Origin of the sequence: Lactiplantibacillus sp. ME-2 (assembly GCF_022549155.1) — a bacterium.
Lineage (GTDB): Bacteria > Bacillota > Bacilli > Lactobacillales > Lactobacillaceae > Lactiplantibacillus > Lactiplantibacillus plantarum.
Map to the genome: position 1 here is coordinate 24,002 of NZ_JAKZEQ010000015.1, position 23,436 is coordinate 47,437.

Consider the following 23,436-nt stretch of genomic DNA (forward strand, 5'->3'; position numbering starts at 1 on the left):
GCTATGATGGAAAATATTAAGATGATTGCGATTGATATCGATGGCACACTAGTTAATTCAAAAAAGCAGGTGACATTGCGAGTCAAGCAAGCGATTAAAATGGCGAAGGAAAAGAAGATTAAAGTGGTTATCTGCACGGGACGGCCATTAACAGGTGTTAAAGCATTGTTGCAGGAGTTGGAACTCGATGCTCAAGATGATCAATACGTTGTTTGTTTTGGCGGTGCTGCAACCTACACAACTAGTGGCGAACTGATTGATGAACGACCGATTAGTTATGAAGATTATATTGACTTGGAAGCCCTAGCACGTAAGTTACGCTTGCATTTTCACGCGGTATCTGAGGATCGGCTGTATACGGCCGACCGTAATATTGGTGATTATACACTCTATGAAGCTAATCTCGTTTCAATGGGTATCTCATATCGGACGCCAGAAGAGATGCGGAATATTAAACTGATTAAATCGATGTACGTTGATGAACCCGAAGTTTTAGACGCTGCCATTAAACAGCAAAAACTATTTGAACCATTGAAAAATCAGGTTACTTTCACGAAAAGTGCACCATTTTATTACGAGGCCAACGCTAATGGTGTTAGTAAGGGCAACGCTTTGCAAGTACTCTGTGAAAAGTTAAGTTTGACTGCCGCCAATGTGATGGCAATTGGTGATGAAGCTAATGATTTGAGCATGATTAAGTTTGCAGGACATGGAGTAGCGATGGGCAACGCTATTCCTGAAGTGAAGCAAGTGGCTGATGAAATAACTGTCGATAATGAACATGATGGGGTTGCAAAGGCTATTGAAGAAATCACGAGATAAGGATAAGTAGGTATAACAGCATTGTTATATCGGCTATAAGGGTTACAATTGATTATTGACTCTTAAAGTGTTTGGAATAGATTAAATTATTTTAGAGATGATTTCATGAAAAAAACTTTATTTTTTCAGCAATGATATTATACTAAAAAGATGTAAGCTTATTGGCTTATCAAATCTAAATATTATTTTCGAGGAGGATTACTATTTATGTGTACTGCCATAACTTATCAATCTTATAATAATTACTTCGGTAGAAATTTCGATTATGAAATTTCATACAATGAAATGGTTACGATTACGCCTAGAAAATATCCACTAGTATTTCGTAAGGTGGAGAACTTAGATCACCATTATGCAATAATTGGAATTACTGCTGATGTAGAAAGCTATCCACTTTACTACGATGCGATGAATGAAAAAGGCTTGTGTATTGCGGGATTAAATTTTGCAGGTTATGCTGATTATAAAAAATATGATGCTGATAAAGTTAATATCACACCATTTGAATTAATTCCTTGGTTATTGGGACAATTTTCAAGTGTTAGAGAAGTGAAAAAGAACATACAAAAACTAAACTTGGTTAATATTAATTTTAGTGAACAATTACCATTATCACCGCTACATTGGTTGGTTGCTGATAAACAGGAATCGATAGTTATTGAAAGTGTTAAAGAAGGACTAAAAATTTACGACAATCCAGTAGGTGTGTTAACAAACAATCCTAATTTTGACTACCAATTATTTAATTTGAACAACTATCGTGCCTTATCAAATAGCACACCCCAAAATAGTTTTTCGGAAAAAGTGGATTTAGATAGTTATAGTAGAGGAATGGGCGGACTAGGATTACCTGGAGACTTGTCCTCAATGTCTAGATTTGTCAGAGCCGCTTTTACTAAATTAAACTCGTTGCCGATGCAGACAGAGAGTGGCAGTGTTAGTCAGTTTTTCCATATACTAGGGTCTGTAGAACAACAAAAAGGGCTATGTGAAGTTACTGACGGAAAGTACGAATATACAATCTATTCTTCTTGTTGTGATATGAACAAGGGAGTTTATTACTATAGAACTTATGACAATAGTCAAATTAACAGTGTCAATTTAAACCATGAGCACTTGGATACGACTGAATTAATTTCTTATCCATTACGATCAGAAGCACAATACTATGCAGTTAACTAAAAGCCACTACTGTAATAGTTAAAATTGTTTAAAAGAGGAAATCAGTTTGTTATCAGTTGATTTCCTCTTTTATGTATCACTGTTTTCAGAGTAAGTTCCAATGGCTGGCATTGCTGTTAATATGACACTAGATGATATAAGTTATCATGTTAAGCTCGATGGTAAGTTGGGTTTAATTGATAGAAAACATAATAGTTATGAGATGCTTGAAATACCTACTAAAATACATTTTCACCAAATTTTATATGATCATGTTTTGAATAAGGGGATTAATTTGAGCGACTGGATAGACATTAAGATATTAATGACAAGTTTATTTAGGAAAAGAGCACGTTAATATATCCAATAGTAATTGAAATAATAAACACCTTAGGAGTGATTGGTATCCTAAGGTGTTTATTAAAGTTAAAGATTAAAATATTAAGCTACTATTCTCGATAACAGCTACTGTCATTATCGTAAGTGAGTTTAACAACATGATCAGACAATTCAACTGTGATCTGCTGATAAACTGGTTGATAACCGTGATGAGTGAGTTGCACATTAACCTTGTTATGATCAACGGTAATTGTGTAATTGTTCCATTCACCTGACTGATACTTAAAGTCACGTCCATTATCTTGATAGTGTTGGTAGGTCCCTTGAGTACCAAATACTCTAAACGTCATCGCTTTCAACGGTTCATCGCTAATGTGGCTAACAGCGGGTCCCCATGGCAAAATGGTGTTTTGTTTTACAAATAATGGTAGTTTATCGAGTGGGGTATCGACTACAATATCCTGATTACCGGCATACTCAGCACCGTTCCAAAAATCAACCCAGTTCCCAGCTGGTAAATAAACTAACCGCTTAAATTGAGATTTTTGAACAACGGGGGCAACTAGTATGTCGTCACCAACCATGTATTCGTCATTCAAGTCGCGTACACGAGGGTCCTGATCGTAGTTTAAGACAACGGGACGCATGATTGGTAAGCCAGTTTTGGTTTCCTTAGCAAATAAATCGTATAGATAAGGAATCAGACGATAACGCAATTTGAGATACTTGCGATAAATGTTTAACGTTGGCTCGCCAAATGCCCATGGTTCTTGTTGGCGAGTCCCTAATGCTGCATGGTTCCGTAACAGTGGACTGAAAATTGCCCCTTCAATCCACCGTGTCAGTAATTCAGATGTCGTGTCTGAGGCAAAGCCACCAATGTCAGTTCCAGTAAAACTAAAGCCACTTAATCCTAGATTGCAGAGTTGTGGGATCATCATTTGGATATGTGGCCACATACTGCGGTTGTCACCGGTCCAAACAGTCGAGTATTTCTGAGTTCCGGCGTAAGCTGCCCGTGTGATGACAAATGGTCGGTTGCCATTTTGCTCTTTTAGTCCAGCATAGGTTGCTTTAGCCATATTATGGCCATAAACGTTATGCATCTTCTTATGTGTTGAAGGCGTGTCTTGATCATTAAAGACCACGTCATCTGGAATCGGACCTTCGAACGTAGCGGGTTCGTTCATATCGATCCAAATACCAGCGACACCTAAATCAGTTAAAAATTTACCGTTGTTAGCCCACCACTGACGAACTTCTGGACGACCGAAGTCTGGAAAAGCAGCGTTACCTGGCCATACTTTGTTAATATAGACATCACCGTCAGCAGATTTAACGAAATAGCCTTTTTTAAGACCCTCGGCATAAATGTGATAGTCAGAATCTTGTTTAACACCGGGATCGATGATTGGGATGACCTTGAGACCCTGTTGGTTCAACTTGGTAATAAACTTCTTGGGATTACCCTGGTATTTATCCTTGTCCCAGGTGAAGACCCGATAACCATCCATGTAATCGACGTCAAAGTGAATCGCATCGCATGGTAAGTCGTACTTTGCAAGGTTATCTGCAATTGCTTGCACTTCTTCTTGACTAGCACTGTAGCCCCACCGTGATTGTTGGTAACCGAGCGTCCACTTTTGAGGTAGTGGCGTTCGACCAGTTAAATAGGTGTAATTGGTGACAATGTCTTTTAACGTGGTACCACCAATAATGTAGTAGTCGAGGTTACCTTGGACAGCTGAATAAAAGTAGTAATGGTTGCTTTCCTTACCCATATCTAAATGGCTCTGGTAGGTATTGTCGAAGAAGATACCGTAAGGATGCCCATTTTTTAGCCCCAACATCACTGGGATTGACTTGTAAATATTAGGTAGGATCTCCAGCTGGGGAGCGGGGTTATCAACGTTCCAATTATCATAGGCAAAACCACGTTTGTTTAGATATCCGGTCTTGTCACCAAGTCCATAAAGATATTCATCAGGTGCTAGCGATTTAATGATTTCGTAGTAACCTTGATCAGATTTAGTAGGTGCCTTAGTCACTGAATGGCCTTCTGCCTCAACTAATCGTTCATGGACTTTGTCGACGCCTTTCAAGTGAATGCGTTCACCACGATAATCGGTAATCAAGGCATTGCCATCTTTATCAAAGGTATCAAGATGCCGTTCGGAATCGAGGTGAATCGTTAAAGCTGATGTCCGGATAATGTAATGATCACCAGCACTTTCAATAGTGAAATCAGTCGCCTGAATTTTATGACCCTCAATTGCATAGGATTCACCTTGCTCACCGCGATTAATAAAGACGCGGATGATTTCCGGCGTAACAATAGTTAATTGTAATGGTTGGGCGAAAGCAAACGTAATCGTTTGGCCGTTCTGTGTGTAACTTGGTAATGCACTCATATTAAAAAACACTCCTTAGTAAAATGACTTTTATTTAGTTGGATTCTCTGACAAATCTTCTTGAGGCTTGTCTTGCTTAATAATACTAATGGCAAGTACTGCGATGAACATTGAGATACCAGCAATAAGCATCATTCCAGGCATCGAATTACCAACGAATTTAAAGACCATAAAGCTGGCAACGGATGCGAGAATTTGTGGCAAGCAAATCGTACCGTTAAAAATTCCAATATATGAGCCTTCATTGGCACCATCTAGTGAAGAAGTAAAGATATTAAAGGGCTCGACATGCACCGTAAAGAAGCCGATACCGATTAAACAGAATGGGGCAATTAATAGGTACTGGTTGTGAATGAAGAATACCCAAACGAGGCCAACTGCGAAGCTAGCTAAGCCAAAGCGATACCAAAACTTTCGCTTGTATGGATTAGTCCGTGAAAGAACTAAGAAACCATATAGAACGGCGGCCATTGATTGAATGAAGGTCAAGATTCCATACCAATTACCGGCAGCTTGATAGCCAGCCGAAGCAGCATTAGTTGTGTGCCAAACGTTTTCGGCGATAGCACCAGTAGTATAAGTCCACATATATTGAATACCAATCCAGGCAAATAGTTGAACGAGGGCAACTTCCCAGAAAGCTTTCGGGGCTTCTTTTACTAATTGCCAAATAGGTTTGGTGTGCTTATGTTGTTCAGGATCGATATGATGATAAAGTGCGTACGTGTCAGGATCATATTCCTTAACCGTATGAATAGTATATGCTGAGATGCCTAATAAAATAATGGCACCAATATAAAACGCAATTCTTACAGAAAGAGGGACAACGCCTTTTTGCGCCGTGTTTGCAACACCAAAGTAAGTTAGGACGAACGGTAGAATAGTAGCAAGTACGCCTCCTAGGTTACTGAAAGCTTGTTGCCAAGACCATGCTTTGTCCTTCTGATTTTCATTAACCATATCTCCAATAATCATGCGGAATGGTTGCATGCAAACATTACTTGATAAATCCATAAATAAAATAGCAATAGCACCAAATAGTAATGCAGCAGTTGAAGCGTAGCCAAAGCCGAATGAACCAGCATTTGGTAATAAAACCATGACCAACGCCGCTAATGGTGCGCTGAATAGTAAGTAGGGCATTCTACGACCAAAGCGCGTCCAAGTTCGATCAGAGTATTTACCGACTAGTGGTTGGACGAATAATCCAGCCAATGGTGGCAGAATGAAGAAGAGTCCTAGTTTGGTGGGATCAGCGCCAATGGTCTGGAAAATCCGGCTCATCTGTGATGATTGTAATGAGAAGGCCATATTAACCCCACAAAAACCAAAGGTAATTGCAAAGATGGTTTTTAATGGGAGGTTGGGCAGCGAATTAGCAATAGTAGATGTCTTAGGCTTACTGGAAACATCAGCGATTGGTTTATTCGGGTGTACTGCAGGTTGGTTCATGAGAATCCATCTCCTTAAAAGGTAATCACTTTTAACAGGGCAATACTAGCACTTAACGTAAACGTTTACAATACCGTTTTAATAATAAAGTAAACGTTTACGCTTTTGGCAATGATTTTACCTGCTTTTAGCGCTATAATTAATTTAAATCGGAGGGGAGCTGGAAAAATGAAGCCAACAATCAAAGATATTGCCGCTAAAACTGGCTTTTCAATTGCTACAGTGTCACGAGTGTTGGCGAAAAAACAGGGTACATATAGCGACAAGACTCAGGAGCGTATTTTAAAAGTTGCTAAGGATCTCGGCTATCGGAAGAATACACTAGCCATGGAATTGGTTAAAAAGAAGACGGACGTGATTGCCGTTATTGTCAACGTCACGCCGACGAATTTTTCAAGTGGAATTATTGATGGTATTCAACAGCGCGCGACTGAGATCGGGTTACAGGTTATTATTCTATATGCTGGTAATCGGAATACCGAGTTACAACATCAAGCAATTGTGACCGCCTTGGAACGTACTGTTTCAGGTATTTTGTTAATGGCGATTGAACCAGATAAAGCAGACTTACAATTATTAACAGAATCAAAGACACCGTTTTGTTTTGTTTCGATCAATCTAGCAGATGAACGCGTCAAGTCTGTTAGCTCTGACAATTATCAGGCGGCCTATTTGGCGACAAAGTATTTAATTTCGCATGGTCATCGGACAATTGGCCTAGCCGGAATCGACCATTATCATACAGGTAGTCAACGGCTTGCTGGGTATCAAGCGGCGTTAAAAGATTATTCGATTCATGGGCAAGCTGAATGGGTGCAACCCGGAGATTATAGTTATCAGGCTGGTTATAATGTTTTTAATGCTTATCAAGAGCTGGGCATTACTGGGGTTGTTGCAGCTAGTGATATGACGGCGGCCGGACTACAAAAGGCTGCTCAGGAGAGTAATGTGAAGCTACCTGGGGCGCTTTCTGTTGTCAGCATTGATGGAACGCTCATCTGCGATATTGCGACTCCTGCGTTGACAAGTGTTACCCAGAATTTTGTCCAGATTGGTATTGAAAGTGTTAATTGTTTGGTTGGCAAATCTGCCACGCGGTTAGTCCCAGTCACATTGGTTGAACGTGAGAGTGTTGCAACTATATAAAGCGTACTGAGAAATAATTTTAGCTTCGCTGACCTGATAATCGAGAACTTGATTGTCAGGTCAGCGAAGCTTTTTGGTTACAACGAGATTATTCCGTCACTTTAAATACGTTCTCATTAACGTTAGTATATTGTCGGTACTAAGCGATTGTTTTATGCGAAAAGCAGCAAAGTGATTCTCAAATCGATGAAACCGCTTTATTTCGGATGCTATACTACAGCAAATGAAGTCGAAAGTGGGGGAGACTATGCAAATTGATAAGTTAACATTAAAAGATGTGGCAACGACGAATCGGCAGTATCTGGAGACGATTTTTGCCTTGGGTGATGGTCACATGGGTGTTCGGGACTCAGTACCGTTTACAGGTAATCAACAAGCAACACTACCAGTGATGCTCATCAATGGCTATTATGCGACGAATCCAATCACATATGGAGAAAGTGCCTATGGATATGCGAAAAATCATCAAACGATTATTTCATTAACAAGCCCGCGGTACTTAGACTTTGCAACTGAGAAGACAAGTTCTGAGATTCCTGGTGACTGGGATATGACGGTCGACGATGCCGTGCTTGATTTTGATACGGGCGTACTAACGGAAAAGTTTCAGATTGTTACCTCCGACCACCATCATTTTGAACTGGTCGTTAAATCAATGATTGCGTTGGATAATTCGCATCAACTATTCTTGAACTACGAACTGACTTCGCTTGATTATACGGGGACGTTGCGGTTCACGCGGCCGATTATTCATGATGTAACTGCGACGACGGCGGACGCGGACGATCCGCGAGTGGCGCAACGACAATCTGGGTTAACCAACCAATTTATACCAGCTGATCGTCAGCAGCAAATAGAGTGGCAGACGTTGGTAGCTTCAACACACCAACAAATAACGCAACGGGATTGGTTGACCAGCTTTCCGACAGGCTTTGAAGTATATGGCGATCATGCCGGTTTTCATGGCAGTGGTACCATCGAAGTACAGACAACGCTGAGCTGGTCGTTTACGCGCCAAATCAGTGAAATTAATCAAGCGTTGCCGGATAAGATAATGGGTTGGACCAACGATATTGTGGCTCGTAATCGGCAGATTTTAACGGACTTTTGGCAACAGTCGCAAGTGCAAATTAGTGATAAAAAGTTACAAACTGGGATTCAATATAACTTGTTCCAGTTATTTCAATCAGCTGGTCGTAACGGGTTAACGAACATTGCAGCTAAAGGGATTACTGGACCGGGCTATGAGGGCCATTATTTCTGGGATACCGAGATGTATATGTTACCGTTCTTCATTTATACGCAGCCACAAATTGCCAAGCAACTGTTGCATTATCGGTTTAGTATTTTGCCGCAAGCTCGAGAGCGGGCGCGGAGCTTGGGTGTGACACGGGGCGCATTGTACGCATGGCGAACGATTAATGGTGAAGAAGCAAGTGCCTATTTTCCTGCTGGCACTGCGCAATATCACATCAATGCGGACATTGCGCATACGGTTAAGTTATATTTTGATGTCACTAATGATCAGAACTTCTTGCGGGAACAAGGTGCAGCAGTTGTCCTGGAAACCGCACGTTTCTGGTTGCAGTTTGGTAGCTGGCAACAGCGTGATGGCCGGTCGCAATTCTGCTTATACAAGGTGACGGGGCCGGATGAATATACCGCCTTGGTAGATAATAATTACTACACGAATCGGATGGCTAAGGAAAATATGGCTTTTGCAGCTTGGTTACTTGAAAATCATTATATTGACGGCGATGCTGATGAGCAAGCACAGTTCACAAAGGCAAGTACGAACATATACCTACCGTATGATCAAGAACAACAAGTCACTGCACAGATAATTCACCAAAGATGCCGGTATGGCCTTTTGCGACGACGGCAGCAACACAATATCCATTGTTGTTACATTATCACCCGCTCATGATCTATCGTCACCGGGTCAACAAGCAGGCAGATACGTTATTAGCGGAAATGTTGTTTCCAGAAGATCAATCACTGGAACAATTGCGGCGAGATTACGAGTACTATGAACCAATTACGACGCATGATTCCTCTTTATCACGATCGATTTTCAGTATTTTGGCGAGCCGACTAGGTGATCATGATAAGGCGTTCAGTTATTATATGGATACATCGTTAATGGATTTGGTTGATCTACAAGGTAATGCCAAAGATGGGCTTCATGAAGCAAATCTGGGCGGCAGTTGGTTGGGATTAACGTATGGATTTGCTGGGATGTATGTCGCTGACGGTAAGTTACACATTACCAATCATTTACCAACTCAGATAACGCATCTTAGTTATCGGTTGCGTTTTCGTGGTCGAGTGCTAGAAGTTCAACTATATCAAGATAAAACGCAAGTTAAGCTTGTCACTGGCTTACCGTTAGTAGTGGTAGTGGCTGGAAAAGAATATGATGTATTGCAAGGTGCCCGTAGCGAATGATGAAGGATTATAGCGAATTGACCAGATGGAAGTATGACAAAAAAATATTCACATGCGGTTGACACCGCTTACAATTGTTGCTAGTATAAATAATATAAATTAAAGCGTGTTACTGATTCGATCAGGCATAAACCTACTCATATCTGTATTCACAGTCTCTTCAGTGAGATGTGATACTCTTTAAGTAGGTTTTTTGTTTGAAAATCCAGGAGGCGTGAGTGGTGAAATTTCTAAAGAACTTCAATAATAATGCCGCTTTAGTGGTGGACGATCAGGATGTTGAATGGATTGTAATTGGTAATGGCGTAGGTTTTGGTAAGCATCAGGGTGATCAGATTGATGATCAGAAAATTCAGCGGCGTTTTGTGGCAACTTTGAAACAGAATGTTGATATTGACGCTTTTCAAGATTTAAAACCCCAATCGTTTGTGATTACAACAAAGGTGGTTCACCTAGTGGAGCCGCTGTTGAAGGTCAGTTTTAGTGATTATCAGTACTTTGTGCTTGCAGACCACATTGATTTTGCGTTGAAGCGAGCCAATGATGGAATCGATGTCGATAACGGCACAGTCCGTTGGGAAGTTAAAAAATTGTTTCCTAAGGAGTTTCACGCAGCCAGTCAAGCGGTCGATTTAATTAATGTGACGGCGGACGTGATCCTTCCTAAAAGTGAAGTGGTTTTTATGACTTATCATTTCATCAATGCTGGTTCAGATGGTTCCAAGTTGCAGGAAACGATTAAAATCACGAAATTGATCAGTGGCATCATTGATATCGTGCAATATCAATACCAGATGCATCTGGACCCAGAGTCCTTCAATTACAATCGTTTCATTGCGCATTTACGTGCGCTAATGGTGCAACGCGTTAGCCGCAGTAATGGAACTGGCAGTGAATTAGATCAGTCATTACTGCAGTTGATGCAAGTAAAATATGCGCATGCCTATGCAACAGTGGAACGGATCGATACATTTTTACAAAGTAAGGCTGGCTGGCGACTAGAGCCGGATGACAAAGTCTATTTGACCCTTCACATCTGGCGCGTCACCCACCGACAAAAAAGTGAATAAATAAGATTATTAACGGTGTGTTACTGGTTATGCAGGCATTAACCCAAATATCTTTTCTTGAGAGCAGCAGTCACTAGGGCCCTAGTGGCGTGGTTTGAAGAAAGGACATTTGGGTTTTTGTTTACTCAAATTGCAATTATTGATTTATAGATAAATGAGGAGGAACAATGATGGCTTATGAAGATTTAAGTAAAAAGATTATCGCCGGAGTTGGCGGTAAGGATAATGTTAAGAGCGTGGTTCACTGCACAACCCGGTTGCGGTTTAAGCTCAAAGATGAAAACGCTACCCATACTGATGAATTAAAAGATACAGATGGTGTTATTACAGTTGTTCAGTCCGGTGGTCAGTACCAAGTAGTCATTGGAAATGAAGTTGCAGACGTTTATGAAACGCTCATTCGCGTCGGTGGTTTTGCCGATGGTGGTAGTGTACCTGATGATTATGAAGACGGGGAAAAGATGAGTATCTTTGACCGGTTCATCGATTTGATTTCTGGTATTTTTACGCCGATGTTAGGTGTTTTATGTGCGGCTGGGATGATCAAAGGGTTCGTTGCGATGTTTGTCGCGTTCAATTGGTTGTCAGAGAATTCAGGAACATACAAGATTCTCTACTCGATCGGTGATGGTTTCTTCTATTTCCTACCAATTGTTTTGGGATTGACAGCAGCCAAAAAGTTTCATGTTGATCAATTTGTCGGAATGGCGATTGGGATGGCGCTTTGCTATCCAAGTATTGTCGCTTTGAACAGCAGTAAGACAGTATTAAGCACGTTGTTCAGTGGTAGTATCTTTGAATCACAGATTCACGCGACTTTCTTAGGTATTCCGGTTGTGATGATGAGCTATACTTCTTCAGTAATTCCAATTATCTTGGCCGTTTGGTTTGCATCTAAAGTTCAGGCATTTGCAAAACGAATCGTGCCAACGGTAGTTAAGACGTTCTTAGTCCCATTTATTACGTTATTAATTGCAGTGCCGATTACCTTTTTAATTATTGGACCAGTTGCAAGTTGGTTAAGTGATGGTATTTCAACAGTGTGTGTTGCAATCTATAACTTCAGTCCGATCGTTGCTGGGCTTGTGATGGGTGCTTTCTGGCAAGTTTTCGTTATCTTTGGTGTTCACTGGGGGTTCGTAGCTGTTATGATGGCCAACCTAGCCTCACAAGGCTTTGACCCTATTTTAGGATTATCATTAGCCGCTTCGTTTGCCCAAACTGGAGTTGTATTAGGCATTCTATTACAAACGAAAAATCAAAAGACACGCGGTATTGCTTTACCAGCCTTTATCTCCGGTATTTTCGGTGTTACGGAGCCTGCCATTTATGGGTTAACATTGCCACGTAAGCGCCCATTTATTCTGAGTTGTGTGGCCGCTTCAATTGGTGGCGGTATTATTGGTTTTGCAGGTACAAAAATGTATATGATGGGCGGTATGGGATTATTCTCAATCCCAGCTGCGATTAATTCTAAAACTGGGGTAGACGGCTCTGTATATGGCTTAATTATTGCGATGGCCATTGCTGCAGTCCTTGGTTTTGCCCTACAAATGTTATTTGGTTACAAGAGTGTTGATAGTAATGACAAGCAAACTAAGGTCGTAGAAACTGCGGCAACGGCTGATCCAGTCATGGCCGGTGGTGTTTCAGTAGAAACGACACCAACTGGTGCAGCAACTAAAGTAGAACCAAACGTCACTTACAATGCGGCCACTAAGTTAAGTAGCCCCGAAACGGGCCAAATCATCCCACTAAGTGAAGTTAAGGATGAGGTCTTCTCATCAGGTGCAATGGGCAAAGGTGTTGCAATCGAACCAACTGATGGTGTCTTATACGCTCCAGCTGACGGCGAAGTAGCACTCGTGTTCCCAACTGGACATGCCGTTGGTTTAAACACAACAGATGGTGCTGAAATCTTGATGCATATTGGAATGGATACTGTCGAATTAGAGGGCAAAGGTTTTGAAACGCTAGTTCAAAAGGGCGAGACGGTCAAAGCTGGTCAGCCGCTAGTGAAGTTTGATATTGAAGCGATTAAGGCGGCAGGGTATCCCGTTACAACGCCAATGGTTGTGACTAATTCTAAGAACTATCATGACGTTAAACTGGCTTTTCCAGCTGCTACGGAAGTTAATGCAACTGAACCATTATTACAATTAAACTAATTAAAGGGAGTTTTCAATTATGTATTCAAAAACAATGCCAACTGGCTTTCCAAAGAACTTTTTGTGGGGCGGCGCGACTGCTGCCAACCAAGTTGAAGGGGGTTGGAACGTTGATGGGAAGGGCCTAACAACTGCTGAAGTTGTTCAGAAGGCTACTGACCGCAAAGTAATGTCGATGAACGAGGTTACTAAAGAGAGTGTCCAAGCTGCCATTGATGATCAAACGGATAAGCTCTATCCTAAGCGCCGTGGCGTCGACTTCTATCATCACTACAAGGAAGATATTAAGCTATTCGCGGAAATGGGCTTCAAGGTATACCGCCTATCCTTAGCATGGGCTCGGATCTTTCCTAAAGGTGATGAAACTGAACCTAATGAAGCTGGTTTGAAGTTTTATGACAATGTTTTTGCTGAATGTCACAAGTATGGTATTGAGCCCCTAGTGACCATTTCCCACTATGAAATGCCATTAAACCTAACATTAACGAATAATGGCTGGGCAAGTCGCAAGACAATTGCAGATTTCACTCGCTATACTGAAGTGCTATTCAAACGCTATAAGGGTGTTGTGAAGTACTGGCTAACGTTCAATGAAATTAACGCTTCAACTTGGGGATTTACTGGTACTGGTGCAATTGATAGTGATCTAAGCTTACATGATCAAATGCAATTACGCTACCAAGCGCTACATCATGAGTTTGTTGCAAGTGCAATTGCAGTTAAGCAGTGTCACGAGATTGATCCTGAGGCCCAAATTGGCTCAATGCTTGCACGGATGCAAACTTATGCCAATACGCCTAATCCAGCTGATGTTCGGGCGGCCCAATTGCAAGATCAATTGAATTTGTTCTTTACTGACGTACAGGTACGTGGTGAATATCCAGAATATATGAACCGGTACTTTGCAGAAAACGGGATTGAATTAACGATGGCAGCTGGCGATGAACAATTGTTAGCTGAAGGCAAGGTCGATTACTTAAGTTTTAGTTACTATATGACGACGATTACTTCGGCGACTGATGATGTTGAACAAGCCAGTGGTAACTTATCAATGGGTGGTAAAAATCCATACTTGAAATCCAGTGCATGGGGCTGGCAGATTGACCCAGTTGGTTTACGGATTACCTTGAACGAGTTCTGGGATCGCTATCGGGTACCATTATTCGTTGTTGAGAACGGCTTAGGTGCCGAAGATGAAATCAGCGCCGATGGTAAGATTCATGATGATTATCGGATTGACTACTTACGTCAACATATTGAACAGATGAAAGAAGCAGTCAAGGATGGTGTTGATTTGATGGGCTACACGACCTGGGGTTGCATTGATGTCATTAGTGCCGGTACATCCGAAATGTCTAAGCGGTATGGCTTCATCTATGTCGATCAAGATGATGAAGGTAATGGTAGTTTGAAGCGGATGAAGAAAGACTCATTTGACTGGTATAAGAAAGTAATTGCTTCGAATGGGGAAGATTTGGGATAGTTATTAATAATTGATATTCAGACCAATGATTGATTATACTTGTTGTAAGGGCTATCATTATTAGCTAACTAGAAAGGGTGTTGATTAAATGTCAGAGTTCCCAGAAGGATTTCTATGGGGCGGCGCGACTGCTGCCAACCAGTTAGAAGGTGGCTACCAAGAAGGTGGTCGTGGCTTATCGATTGCGGATGCGTTACCAGGTGGCAAAGACCGATTTAAAATCGTTAGTCAACCAGATTTTGACTGGACGATCGATACAGATAAGTACACCTATCCGAACCATGAAGGTATTGATTTCTATCATCATTACAAAGAAGATATTGCACTGTTTGCCGAAATGGGTTTCAAGTGTTATCGTTTCTCAATTGCATGGTCACGAATTTTTCCAAACGGTGATGAAACGCAACCTAACGAAGCCGGATTAAAGTTTTATGATGATGTGATTGACGAATGCTTGGCCAATAATATTGAACCAGTGATTACAATCTCACATTATGAATTGCCATTGAACTTGGCCAAACGGTATGGTGGCTGGAAGAACCGGTATTTGATTGAATTCTACGAAACTTTCGCGCGGACCATCTTAACGCGTTATGCTTCAAAGGTTAAGTATTGGATGACCTTCAACGAAATCAATAGTGCGGCACATTTTCCGGTGATGGGCCAAGGATTAGTGCCATCGACGGGTGCTAATGACAAAAAGAACGTTTTTCAGGCATGGCACAATCAGTTTGTGGCCAGTGCTAAGGCAGTCAAAATCGCCCACGAATTGCGAGATGATATTCAGGTTGGCTGTATGATTCTCTATGCCACTAGTTATGCTTATGATTCGAACCCAGTTAACCAGCTGGCTAATTTGCAGCATAATCAAGATTTCAACTTCTTCTGTGCGGATGTTCAAGTACGTGGAGCTTATCCGACCTATACCAAGCGACTGCTGGCTGAATATAATCTGACCTTTGATGATCTGGAGACTACAGATGGCGACTTGGCATTACTACAACAATATCCAGTTGATTATATTGGGTTTAGTTATTATATGTCGAGCGCGGTAGAAACCACGGGTAGTGTAACCGATACTGTTGCTGGTAACCTGATGGGCGGCGTCAAGAATCCATTTTTGAAGGCGAGTGACTGGGGTTGGCAGATTGACCCAACCGGGTTACGGATTGCGTTAAATGAGCTATATGATCGCTATCAGAAACCGTTGTTTGTGGTTGAAAATGGCCTAGGTGCGATTGATAAACCTGATAAGAATTTCTATGTTGAAGATGATTATCGCATTGATTATTTGAAGCAACATATTGAAGCGATGGCTGGTGCCATTGATGATGGCGTCGATTTGATGGGCTACACACCATGGGGTTGCATCGACCTTGTTAGTGCATCAACTGGCGAGATGAGTAAGCGGTATGGCTTTATTTACGTGGACCTAGATGATCAGGGCCACGGGACGTTAGCTCGCTATCCCAAGAAGTCGTTCTACTGGTATCAAGATGTGATTAAGCATAATGGGCTGACAAAGAAATAGAAAATTTAATGGATATACAAAAATATTACTGGCAGTACTGGCCGGTAATATTTTTTTGTCAAAAATCAGAATAAAAGTAATTTAGTTTCTTTAATAATATGTTTTTACTGATTTTATTGTAATTAAATTGCAAAGGTGGTATATTTTATTTGTTGATGAAAACGTTATCATTCAGGAGGAAGTTATGCTGGGATTTTCAGTTTATTTAAATGAATCGCTCACTAACGAGAGAATTGCACAGATGAAAGCAATGAGGAATGCCGGCTTCGAAGGTGTTTTTACTTCGATGCATATTCCAGAAGATGATGCGAGTTGTTATGTACCACGATTGAAAGAGTTGGGAACAGTTTGCCGTCAGCTGGGGCTGACACTTACTGCTGATGTCTCCGCTAATGGCTTGAAACGAATATCGATTGATATCAATAACATTCAGCAATTAACAGATCTTGGTCTAACAGCTCTGCGAGTAGATGATGGCTTGAATCCGGCGCAGATTGCACAATTATCACGACAGCTACCAGTCGCACTAAATGCTAGTACGATCAGTGCGAGCGATGTTGCTAAATTACATGAGTGTGATGCTAATTTTCAACATTTGGAAGCTTGGCATAATTATTATCCACGTCCCGCGACTGGACTGGATTATGAGTGGTACCAAAGTAAAAATAATTGGTTAAAGCAACAAGGCTTCACTACTATGGCATTCGTAGCCGGGGATGAGGAATTACGCGGGCCTGTATTTGCTGGGTTACCTACACTTGAAGGTGATCGTTACCGGCACCCACTGGCCTCAACATTGAATTTATTAGGAAAGTTGGCAACGGATAAAGTTTATATCGGCGACATTGCTTTAAGCAGGGCGGCTCTGGAACAATTTCGATTGTATTTCCAACATAATATTTTGCAACTATCCATTCAAACCTCAATAGCAAGCCTTTACCAAGATATCTGGCATAATCGTCCAGATGTCGCCCGTGATGTAATTCGTTTGGTCGAAGGGCGACAAAAAATAAAGACAATGCCACCGATGCAGACAAGAAAACGCCCGGTAGGAACAATTACTGTAGATAATTCGCGTTATGGTCGGTATATGGGTGAGCTAGAAATCTTGAAACAGTCATTGAGTGCGGACCCGCGAGTGAATGTTGTGGGACAAGTGGTGACGACTGACTTATCTTTATTGGCATTAATAGGCAGCAATCAAGCGGTCCAATTTATTAGAAAGGATGAGAAGCAATGAATTTGGAAAAGTTAACGACTGAAACACGTAATCAAAAAACGATGGCACTGGATATGTTATCGGTTAAAGAAATGCTGGAATTAATGAATCAGGAGGATCAACGAGTACCAGTGGCTGTGTCTAAAGAATTGCCACAAATTGAATGTGCTGTTGATAAAATTGTAGCTAATTTTAAAGCTGGCGGTCGATTAATTTATATGGGAGCGGGGACTAGTGGCCGATTGGGTGTTCTAGATGCCGCTGAATGCGTACCAACATTTGGCACTAGCCCAGAAATGGTACAGGGGCTTATTGCTGGTGGAATGTCAGCAATGACGGTGGCTGTTGAAGGTGCCGAAGATTCAATTGAGCTGGGACAGCAAGACCTGGTTGATCTTCACTTAACGTCCCATGATACTGTTGTTGGGGTTGCAGCAAGCGGTCGAACACCCTACGTGATTGGTGGATTAGATTATGCATGCGAAGTAGGTGCAACAACTGTAAGTATTGCTTGTAACGCTGATGCTAGTATTAGTCAGCATGCTCAAATTCCGATTGAAGTTGAAGTTGGACCGGAAATATTAACAGGCTCAACGCGGTTGAAATCAGGTACGGCACAAAAATTAGTTTTGAACATGTTATCGACTGCATCAATGGTCGGAATCGGTAAGGTCTATAAGAACTTGATGGTTGACGTCAAACCAACGAATGAAAAGTTGGTAGAACGTGCTAAAAGAATTATCGTTCAAGCTACGGACTGTTCGGATGAGACAGCGGTGAAAGTCTTTATGACTGCTGATCAGAACGTTAAGTTGGCCATTGTAATGGTTTTGACCAATATGAGCAAAGCTGAAGCTAGTGTTCGATTAGATCATGCCAACGGTTTTGTAAGACAAGCAGTTAATTAAAGGAGGAGTTTCATATGGCTGAAGATAAGTATACTCGGATTGCAAATGCTATCTATGCGCATGTAGGTGGGCCACAGAATATTGAGAAGTTGATTCATTGCATGACACGTGTTCGGATGACAATTCGCGATTACTCATTAGTTGATATGGATGGATTAAAGGCTATTGATGGCGTGATGGGAGTTGTCCAAGAAGATACTTTACAGGTTATTGTTGGCCCTGGAACTGTTGATAAGGTTGCAGACGTAATGGTTAAGCAAGTTGGGGTTGGACTTGGGGAGCCATTTCCTGATCCTAGCACGTTTACTAGTGATGCAATGGCTACTAAGTCTGAACATCAACGTGACAAGGAAATGGTTGAAGCGAAGGCTAAGGAAGTTCACGCTGCCCAAAAAGCTAAAATCAAACAAACGCCAGTTCGCAAAGTGTTAAGTGCCATTTCTAGTATTTTTATTCCATTAATTCCGGTGTTTGTTGGTGCTGGGTTAATATCTGGGATTGCTTCAATTCTTTCTAACATGATGTTAGCGGGAGACATTAGTAAGAGCTGGACAGATTTTATAACAGTGTTAAAAGTAATTAATAGTGGACTGTTCTCATACTTAGTTATTTATGTTGGTATTAATAGTGCAACGGTTTTTGGGGCTACCGCTGGATTAGGTGGCGTGATTGGGGCCGTTACGTTGTTAACAGGTGTGACGCCGCAAGCACCAATCCACAACATCTTCAATGGACAAGCGTTGTCTGCTGGTCAAGGTGGGATTATTGGGGTTATCTTTGCTGTTTGGGTATTGGCGATTGTTGAAAAATGGCTACACAAGGTTATTCCAGATTCAATTGATATAATTATTACACCAACTATTGCGTTATTGGTTGTTGGGGTCTTTACAATCTTCTTAGTTATGCCGATTGCTGGTGTTATTTCGAATAGCTTAGTCGGTGCGATTGAATGGATCCTGAATGTTGGTGGCGCTATTTCTGGGTTTGTCCTAGGTTTACTCTTCTTACCAATGGTTATGTTTGGATTACATCAAATTTTGACACCAATCCATATTGAAATGATTAATAAATTAGGAATGACACCACTTCTACCAATTTTAGCAATGGCTGGAGCCGGTCAAGTTGGCGCAGCACTGGCTTTATGGATTCGGTGTCGCAATAACAAGCAACTATCAAATATGATTAAAGGTGCTTTACCGGTTGGTGTGTTAGGTGTTGGTGAACCATTAATCTATGGAGTAACCTTGCCGCTTGGCCGACCATTTATTACTGCATGTATTGGTGGTGGTATTGGAGGTGCCGTTATTGGTGGTCTAGGAAATATTGGTGCAACTGCAATCGGTCCTTCTGGCGTGGCTTTGATACCATTGATTGCTAACGGTCATTGGTTAGGTTACGTGATTGGATTATTAGCAGCCTATGCTGGTGGGTTTGTTGCGACCTACTTCTTTGGAATCCCAAGTAGTGCTAAAATTGCTAAAGATAAGGAAGGCCATGTTATCGAGGCATAGCTAACTAATCGAGTAATTGTAATTGGGAGGGCACCATATGACGAGTGTCTTATTTACGATTCATAATAGACTAGAGAATTTTTCAAAAGCTGAACAAAAGATTGGCCGTTATATTTTAGACCATACTAATGCGGTGATTAAAATGAGTACCGCTGAATTAGCTGCAGCCACGGGCGTCAGCACAGCTACGGTGGCGCGATTTGGGAAGACACTTATCCCAGACGGTGGGTATCCGGCGTTGAAACTACGGTTGTCAGCTGAAAGCACCGTTGATCAAACGTTATATGATGAAATTAACCCCAAAGATAGCTTGGATGCTATTAAATCTAAACTAGCATTGCGAATCACACATACGATTGATGAAACTAATCGTTCATTGGATGATGCAGCCTTACAAGCAGCTAGTCAATTAATTGCTGACAAAGCAAGTGTTTATGTTTATGGGTTAGGCGCCTCCAATGTAGTGGCAACAGATTTTGAACAAAAGTTCATTCGTATTGGAAAAGCTGTTATTCATTCACAGGATCCGCATTTGTTAGCGGTAGGTATGACAACGCAACGACAAAATGTTGTGTTGTTACTAATTTCTAATTCTGGTGAAAAATCAGAAAGTATTCGTCTAGCTAACTTGGCACATTCAATTAATGTCCCTGTGATTGTGCTGAGTAGAAATGCAACCAGTACACTAGGTAAGTTAGCAGATATAATCTTAATAAATGATGACAGCGAAGAAAATCAAACAGCACGCGCTGCTGCTACTACGTCTTTAATGGCTCAATTATATGTTGTGGATTTACTTTATTATACTTTTATTACGAATGATTATGAACGACATATTAAACAACTGGTTGCTTCACGCGAAGCAATTAAAGAAAATTTTAATTAGAAGGTGAGTTCATTGTTTGGGTTTAAGAAAAAGCCAGTGAGTCTTGATTTAAAGGCGATTGCAAGTGGGAAAATGGTGCCCATTACGCAGGTCCCCGATGAGGTTTTTGCACAGAAAATGATGGGTGATGGTTTTGCTATTGAGCCAACGCAAGGTACTATTACGGCACCCGCTGACGGTGAAATTAAGACACTTGCCGATACAAAACATGCAGTGATGATGACAACTTCAGATGGATTGGAGCTGTTGTTACATCTTGGATTAGATACGGTCGAATTAGATGGAAAACCATTTGATGCCCTAATCAAGATTGGTGACAAAGTCAAAGCGGGAACGCCACTAGTAACTATGGATCTCGAAGCGATTCGTGCTGCTGGTAAAAAAGCAACAGTCATTACAGTTGTGACTAATATGGACAAAGTGGCGAACATAGAAGTTAATTCGACGGAAAATGTGACGGCGATGGATACAGTAGCGAAGATTACGCTAAGCTAGTTGAGATAGTTTGGATCTATTAAAAGCCCTACACGTTTTTCGGAAAGCGCTATCTTTTTCGCTTTTAATTAAGAAATAATATCGTCAAAACTTTTATTAGCTTAAACTTGAATAAGTATTAAGCGTACTACGACGCATAAGATTTTTAAAAAGCATTACCAGCCAATAAATAGACTGGTAGTGCCTTTTATGGTGCCGTTAATTTGTGTGTAGAACATTATTTAAATTAACTTACAGTGGTATAAAAGTGCGCTAGAGCGTGTAGTAACTGATATGTATTAGATGTGTCACTTTTATTGTGACATATTGTTCATTAATAAAGAAAGCGTTTTCTTATACAATGAATTTGAAAACGAAAGAGGAGGCTTTATCAAGATGGCAATGTTTACAATTAATAATATGAATATGAGCTTGGAAGGACATACGCAAGCAGAAATTTTAGTTAGTCTAGCGGAGTTAGCCACGTCACTGAATTTAGTTGTTGATCGTGACTCTTTAGTGAAAGATTATCAGGAGCGTGAGCAAGAATCAACTACTGGATTTGGTAATGGTATTGCAATACCACATGCAAAATCAAATAATGTTAAAACTGCAGCTATTTTATTCGGTCGTAGTACTACTGATATTGAATGGCAGTCGTTAGACGGTAAACCCGTCAATACGTTTATTAGTTTGCTTGTGCCCGCAAATGAAGGCGATGTGCACTTAAAACTGTTAGCGCAGTTAAGTCGAAAATTAGTGCATCAAGATTTTGTAGAGATTTTAAAACGAGGGGATACACGAGAAGTTTTGGAAATTATTAATCAAGCAATCAGTTAGAAAGGTAGGTAAATCTATATGGCAAATCTAAAAATTGTGGCCGTTACTAATTGTCCTGCTGGAATTGCGCATACTTACATGGTAGCTGAAGCAATCGAAGAAAAGGCTAAATCATTAGGTTATGAGGTTCACGTTGAAACTCAGGGAGCCAGTGGTGTTGAAAATAAACTGACACCAGAACAGATTGCTACCGCCAACTACGTCATCTTAGCATTAGGTAAGGGAATGACTGATGAGGACAAACAACGTTTTAATGGCAAAAGGGTCGTTGAACTTCCCGTATCAGAAGCATTAAAAGAGATTGATACGTTATTCGATAATATCGAGGATCGGGCAGAAATCTTTACGGCTTCAAAAGTGAAACTGGGCAGTGAGCAGGATGCGGTTACTGACGGTATCATGAGTTATCTCATGGCAGGTGTATCCGCCGCATTGCCATTTGTAATTGGCGGTGGCTTATTGATTGCAATTGGCAGCATGATGGTTCAATTTGGAATGCCGAATACACCTTTAGCTAAAGGTGTATCACCGTCGTTGGCTTGGGTGATCACCAGTATTGGGAATCTGGGATTTACTTTTATGATTCCAATCATGGGTGCATATATTGCGTTTGCAATCGGGGATAAGCCAGCTTTTGCACCAGCATTCTTAGTAACTTTTTTGGCTAATGATACTGACTTGCTAGGTACTCAGTCTGGTGCAGGGTTCTTAGGTGCAATTGTAATTGGGCTATCCGTTGGGTATTTTGTTAAATACTTTAAAAAAGTACGTCTTGGTAAGAACTTTCAGTCTATTTTAGGTTTTATGATTATTCCTTTTGTAACATTACTAGTTTTTGGGTTACTGACGTATTATCTACTGGGGCCGTTCATGGGCTGGTTAATGAGTATTCTGTTAGCATTTTTGAAGAATATTCCAACGTCGATGAAGATAGGTGGTGGCTTCCTAGTTGGTTGTATGCTTGCCTTTGATATGGGGGGGCCAATTAATAAAACAGCATGGTTTTTCAGTTTTTCGTTACTCAGTTCTGGAATTTATAACTGGTATGGGATTGTAGGGGTTGTAACTTTGTTGCCACCGATGGCTGCGGCAATTTCAACTTGGATTCGCCCTAAACTCTTTACAAAGCAAGAACGGGCTGCAAGTTGGAGCGCTTTTCTTGTTGGTATGACGGTTGCCACCGAACCGGCAATTCCATATGCGTTAGCAGCACCATTGCCGATGATTGCGGCTAATACTTTAGCCGGTGGGATTACTGGGGCGATTACAATAATGTTAAATGTGGAGCGTATGGCACCTGGAATTGGTATTTTTGATCCGTTAATTGGTTTGGAGAAGCCGTGGTATTGGTTTTACTTGTCTGTCATAATTGGTCTGGTATTGAACGTATTCTTTATTATTACTTTCAAAACGGCTTGGTTACGTCGTCGTGAGAAAAAGGAACAAGAAAAGTTAGCACAGGTTGACGATAAATAAGTGATTATCACCTGTCATAGTGAAATGACCACGAGCAGGTGTGAATAATTAACGCACCTGCTTATTGTTGTATAAAATAGGAGCGGTAAAC

General features: G+C 41.1%; 17 protein-coding genes and 1 pseudogene. 16 read left to right on the forward strand and 2 right to left on the reverse strand.

What is annotated here, in order from left to right; all coding sequences use genetic code 11:
• Positions 1 to 6 precede the first annotated feature (6 nt).
• The 3 genes from yidA to MMY95_RS07270 all read left to right on the forward strand — a co-directional run bounded on the left by yidA (position 7) and on the right by MMY95_RS07270 (position 2,341).
• Complete coding sequence (yidA, locus tag MMY95_RS07260; protein WP_080371120.1) at positions 7 to 822, forward strand: sugar-phosphatase; 816 nt, start codon at positions 7 to 9, stop codon at positions 820 to 822.
• A 207-nt stretch (positions 823 to 1,029) separates the two neighbouring features.
• Positions 1,030 to 2,004 carry a choloylglycine hydrolase gene (gene bsh / locus MMY95_RS07265; RefSeq protein WP_015379561.1) on the forward strand — a complete coding sequence of 325 codons (975 nt, stop codon included), beginning with the start codon at positions 1,030 to 1,032 and terminating at the stop codon, positions 2,002 to 2,004.
• A 100-nt stretch (positions 2,005 to 2,104) separates the two neighbouring features.
• Entirely contained in the window at positions 2,105 to 2,341 is a 237-nt protein-coding gene (locus MMY95_RS07270) for a hypothetical protein (RefSeq protein ID WP_016511065.1), read from the forward strand.
• A 91-nt stretch (positions 2,342 to 2,432) separates the two neighbouring features.
• On the opposite strand, the gene MMY95_RS07275 is transcribed toward MMY95_RS07270, so the two are convergent.
• On the reverse strand, positions 2,433 to 4,733 hold the full coding sequence (locus MMY95_RS07275) for a glycoside hydrolase family 31 protein (protein WP_053267462.1): 2,301 nt from the start codon (positions 4,731 to 4,733) through the stop codon (positions 2,433 to 2,435).
• A gap of 30 nt (positions 4,734 to 4,763) precedes the next feature.
• Positions 4,764 to 6,185: an SLC45 family MFS transporter gene (locus MMY95_RS07280; protein ID WP_003642895.1), complete on the reverse strand. Its 1,422-nt coding sequence runs from the start codon at positions 6,183 to 6,185 to the stop codon at positions 4,764 to 4,766.
• Between the two features lie 168 nt (positions 6,186 to 6,353).
• Between MMY95_RS07280 and MMY95_RS07285 the strand changes: the two genes are divergently transcribed.
• The 13 genes and pseudogenes from MMY95_RS07285 (at position 6,354) to MMY95_RS07350 (ending at position 23,345) form a co-directional block, all read left to right on the forward strand.
• Positions 6,354 to 7,331, forward strand: a complete 978-nt coding sequence (locus tag MMY95_RS07285) for a LacI family DNA-binding transcriptional regulator (RefSeq protein ID WP_011102207.1) — start codon at positions 6,354 to 6,356, stop codon at positions 7,329 to 7,331.
• Positions 7,332 to 7,578: 247 nt separating this feature from the next.
• Positions 7,579 to 9,779 (forward strand): annotated as a pseudogene (locus MMY95_RS07290) (glycosyl hydrolase family 65 protein).
• A gap of 221 nt (positions 9,780 to 10,000) precedes the next feature.
• Positions 10,001 to 10,849, forward strand: coding sequence for a PRD domain-containing protein (locus MMY95_RS07300; RefSeq protein ID WP_003645673.1), 849 nt, complete (start codon positions 10,001 to 10,003; stop codon positions 10,847 to 10,849).
• 170 nt (positions 10,850 to 11,019) lie between these two features.
• Positions 11,020 to 13,017, forward strand: coding sequence for a beta-glucoside-specific PTS transporter subunit IIABC (locus tag MMY95_RS07305; RefSeq protein WP_063722694.1), 1,998 nt, complete (start codon positions 11,020 to 11,022; stop codon positions 13,015 to 13,017).
• A gap of 19 nt (positions 13,018 to 13,036) precedes the next feature.
• Positions 13,037 to 14,500 carry a 6-phospho-beta-glucosidase gene (locus MMY95_RS07310; RefSeq protein WP_003642890.1) on the forward strand — a complete coding sequence of 488 codons (1,464 nt, stop codon included), beginning with the start codon at positions 13,037 to 13,039 and terminating at the stop codon, positions 14,498 to 14,500.
• Positions 14,501 to 14,588: 88 nt separating this feature from the next.
• A complete protein-coding gene (locus MMY95_RS07315) occupies positions 14,589 to 16,031 on the forward strand; it encodes a glycoside hydrolase family 1 protein (RefSeq protein ID WP_003642889.1) in 1,443 nt (480 codons plus the stop codon).
• A gap of 184 nt (positions 16,032 to 16,215) precedes the next feature.
• Positions 16,216 to 17,271: a MupG family TIM beta-alpha barrel fold protein gene (locus MMY95_RS07320; protein ID WP_053267466.1), complete on the forward strand. Its 1,056-nt coding sequence runs from the start codon at positions 16,216 to 16,218 to the stop codon at positions 17,269 to 17,271.
• On the forward strand, positions 17,268 to 18,158 hold the full coding sequence (gene murQ, locus MMY95_RS07325; RefSeq protein ID WP_003642887.1) for an N-acetylmuramic acid 6-phosphate etherase: 891 nt from the start codon (positions 17,268 to 17,270) through the stop codon (positions 18,156 to 18,158). Before MMY95_RS07320 ends, murQ begins: the two co-directional genes overlap by 4 nt.
• Before the next feature lie 14 nt (positions 18,159 to 18,172).
• Complete coding sequence (locus MMY95_RS07330) at positions 18,173 to 19,669, forward strand: PTS transporter subunit EIIC (protein WP_011102202.1); 1,497 nt, start codon at positions 18,173 to 18,175, stop codon at positions 19,667 to 19,669.
• A gap of 37 nt (positions 19,670 to 19,706) precedes the next feature.
• Positions 19,707 to 20,555 carry a MurR/RpiR family transcriptional regulator gene (locus tag MMY95_RS07335; protein WP_015826128.1) on the forward strand — a complete coding sequence of 283 codons (849 nt, stop codon included), beginning with the start codon at positions 19,707 to 19,709 and terminating at the stop codon, positions 20,553 to 20,555.
• 12 nt (positions 20,556 to 20,567) lie between these two features.
• Positions 20,568 to 21,050 (forward strand): PTS glucose transporter subunit IIA, encoded by a 483-nt coding sequence (locus tag MMY95_RS07340; RefSeq protein WP_003642883.1) that lies wholly within the window; start codon positions 20,568 to 20,570, stop codon positions 21,048 to 21,050.
• 375 nt (positions 21,051 to 21,425) lie between these two features.
• Positions 21,426 to 21,869, forward strand: a complete 444-nt coding sequence (locus tag MMY95_RS07345; protein WP_003643571.1) for a PTS fructose transporter subunit IIA — start codon at positions 21,426 to 21,428, stop codon at positions 21,867 to 21,869.
• Positions 21,870 to 21,887: 18 nt separating this feature from the next.
• Entirely contained in the window at positions 21,888 to 23,345 is a 1,458-nt protein-coding gene (locus MMY95_RS07350) for a PTS fructose-like transporter subunit IIBC (protein ID WP_011102198.1), read from the forward strand.
• Positions 23,346 to 23,436 lie beyond the last annotated feature (91 nt).

What these genes read in the sequence shown, in the direction of transcription:
- MMY95_RS07315 (WP_003642889.1), top strand. Translation starts at nt 14,589, where the DNA reads ATGTCAGAGTTCCCAGAAGGATTTCTATGGGGCGGCGCGACTGCTGCC.
- MMY95_RS07275 (WP_053267462.1), bottom strand. Translation starts at nt 4,733, where the DNA reads ATGAGTGCATTACCAAGTTACACACAGAACGGCCAAACGATTACGTTT.
- MMY95_RS07320 (WP_053267466.1), top strand. Translation starts at nt 16,216, where the DNA reads ATGCTGGGATTTTCAGTTTATTTAAATGAATCGCTCACTAACGAGAGA.
- MMY95_RS07345 (WP_003643571.1), top strand. Translation starts at nt 21,426, where the DNA reads ATGGCAATGTTTACAATTAATAATATGAATATGAGCTTGGAAGGACAT.
- MMY95_RS07285 (WP_011102207.1), top strand. Translation starts at nt 6,354, where the DNA reads ATGAAGCCAACAATCAAAGATATTGCCGCTAAAACTGGCTTTTCAATT.
- yidA (WP_080371120.1), top strand. Translation starts at nt 7, where the DNA reads ATGGAAAATATTAAGATGATTGCGATTGATATCGATGGCACACTAGTT.
- bsh (WP_015379561.1), top strand. Translation starts at nt 1,030, where the DNA reads ATGTGTACTGCCATAACTTATCAATCTTATAATAATTACTTCGGTAGA.
- murQ (WP_003642887.1), top strand. Translation starts at nt 17,268, where the DNA reads ATGAATTTGGAAAAGTTAACGACTGAAACACGTAATCAAAAAACGATG.
- MMY95_RS07330 (WP_011102202.1), top strand. Translation starts at nt 18,173, where the DNA reads ATGGCTGAAGATAAGTATACTCGGATTGCAAATGCTATCTATGCGCAT.
- MMY95_RS07305 (WP_063722694.1), top strand. Translation starts at nt 11,020, where the DNA reads ATGGCTTATGAAGATTTAAGTAAAAAGATTATCGCCGGAGTTGGCGGT.
- MMY95_RS07335 (WP_015826128.1), top strand. Translation starts at nt 19,707, where the DNA reads ATGACGAGTGTCTTATTTACGATTCATAATAGACTAGAGAATTTTTCA.
- MMY95_RS07270 (WP_016511065.1), top strand. Translation starts at nt 2,105, where the DNA reads ATGGCTGGCATTGCTGTTAATATGACACTAGATGATATAAGTTATCAT.
- MMY95_RS07350 (WP_011102198.1), top strand. Translation starts at nt 21,888, where the DNA reads ATGGCAAATCTAAAAATTGTGGCCGTTACTAATTGTCCTGCTGGAATT.
- MMY95_RS07280 (WP_003642895.1), bottom strand. Translation starts at nt 6,185, where the DNA reads ATGAACCAACCTGCAGTACACCCGAATAAACCAATCGCTGATGTTTCC.
- MMY95_RS07310 (WP_003642890.1), top strand. Translation starts at nt 13,037, where the DNA reads ATGTATTCAAAAACAATGCCAACTGGCTTTCCAAAGAACTTTTTGTGG.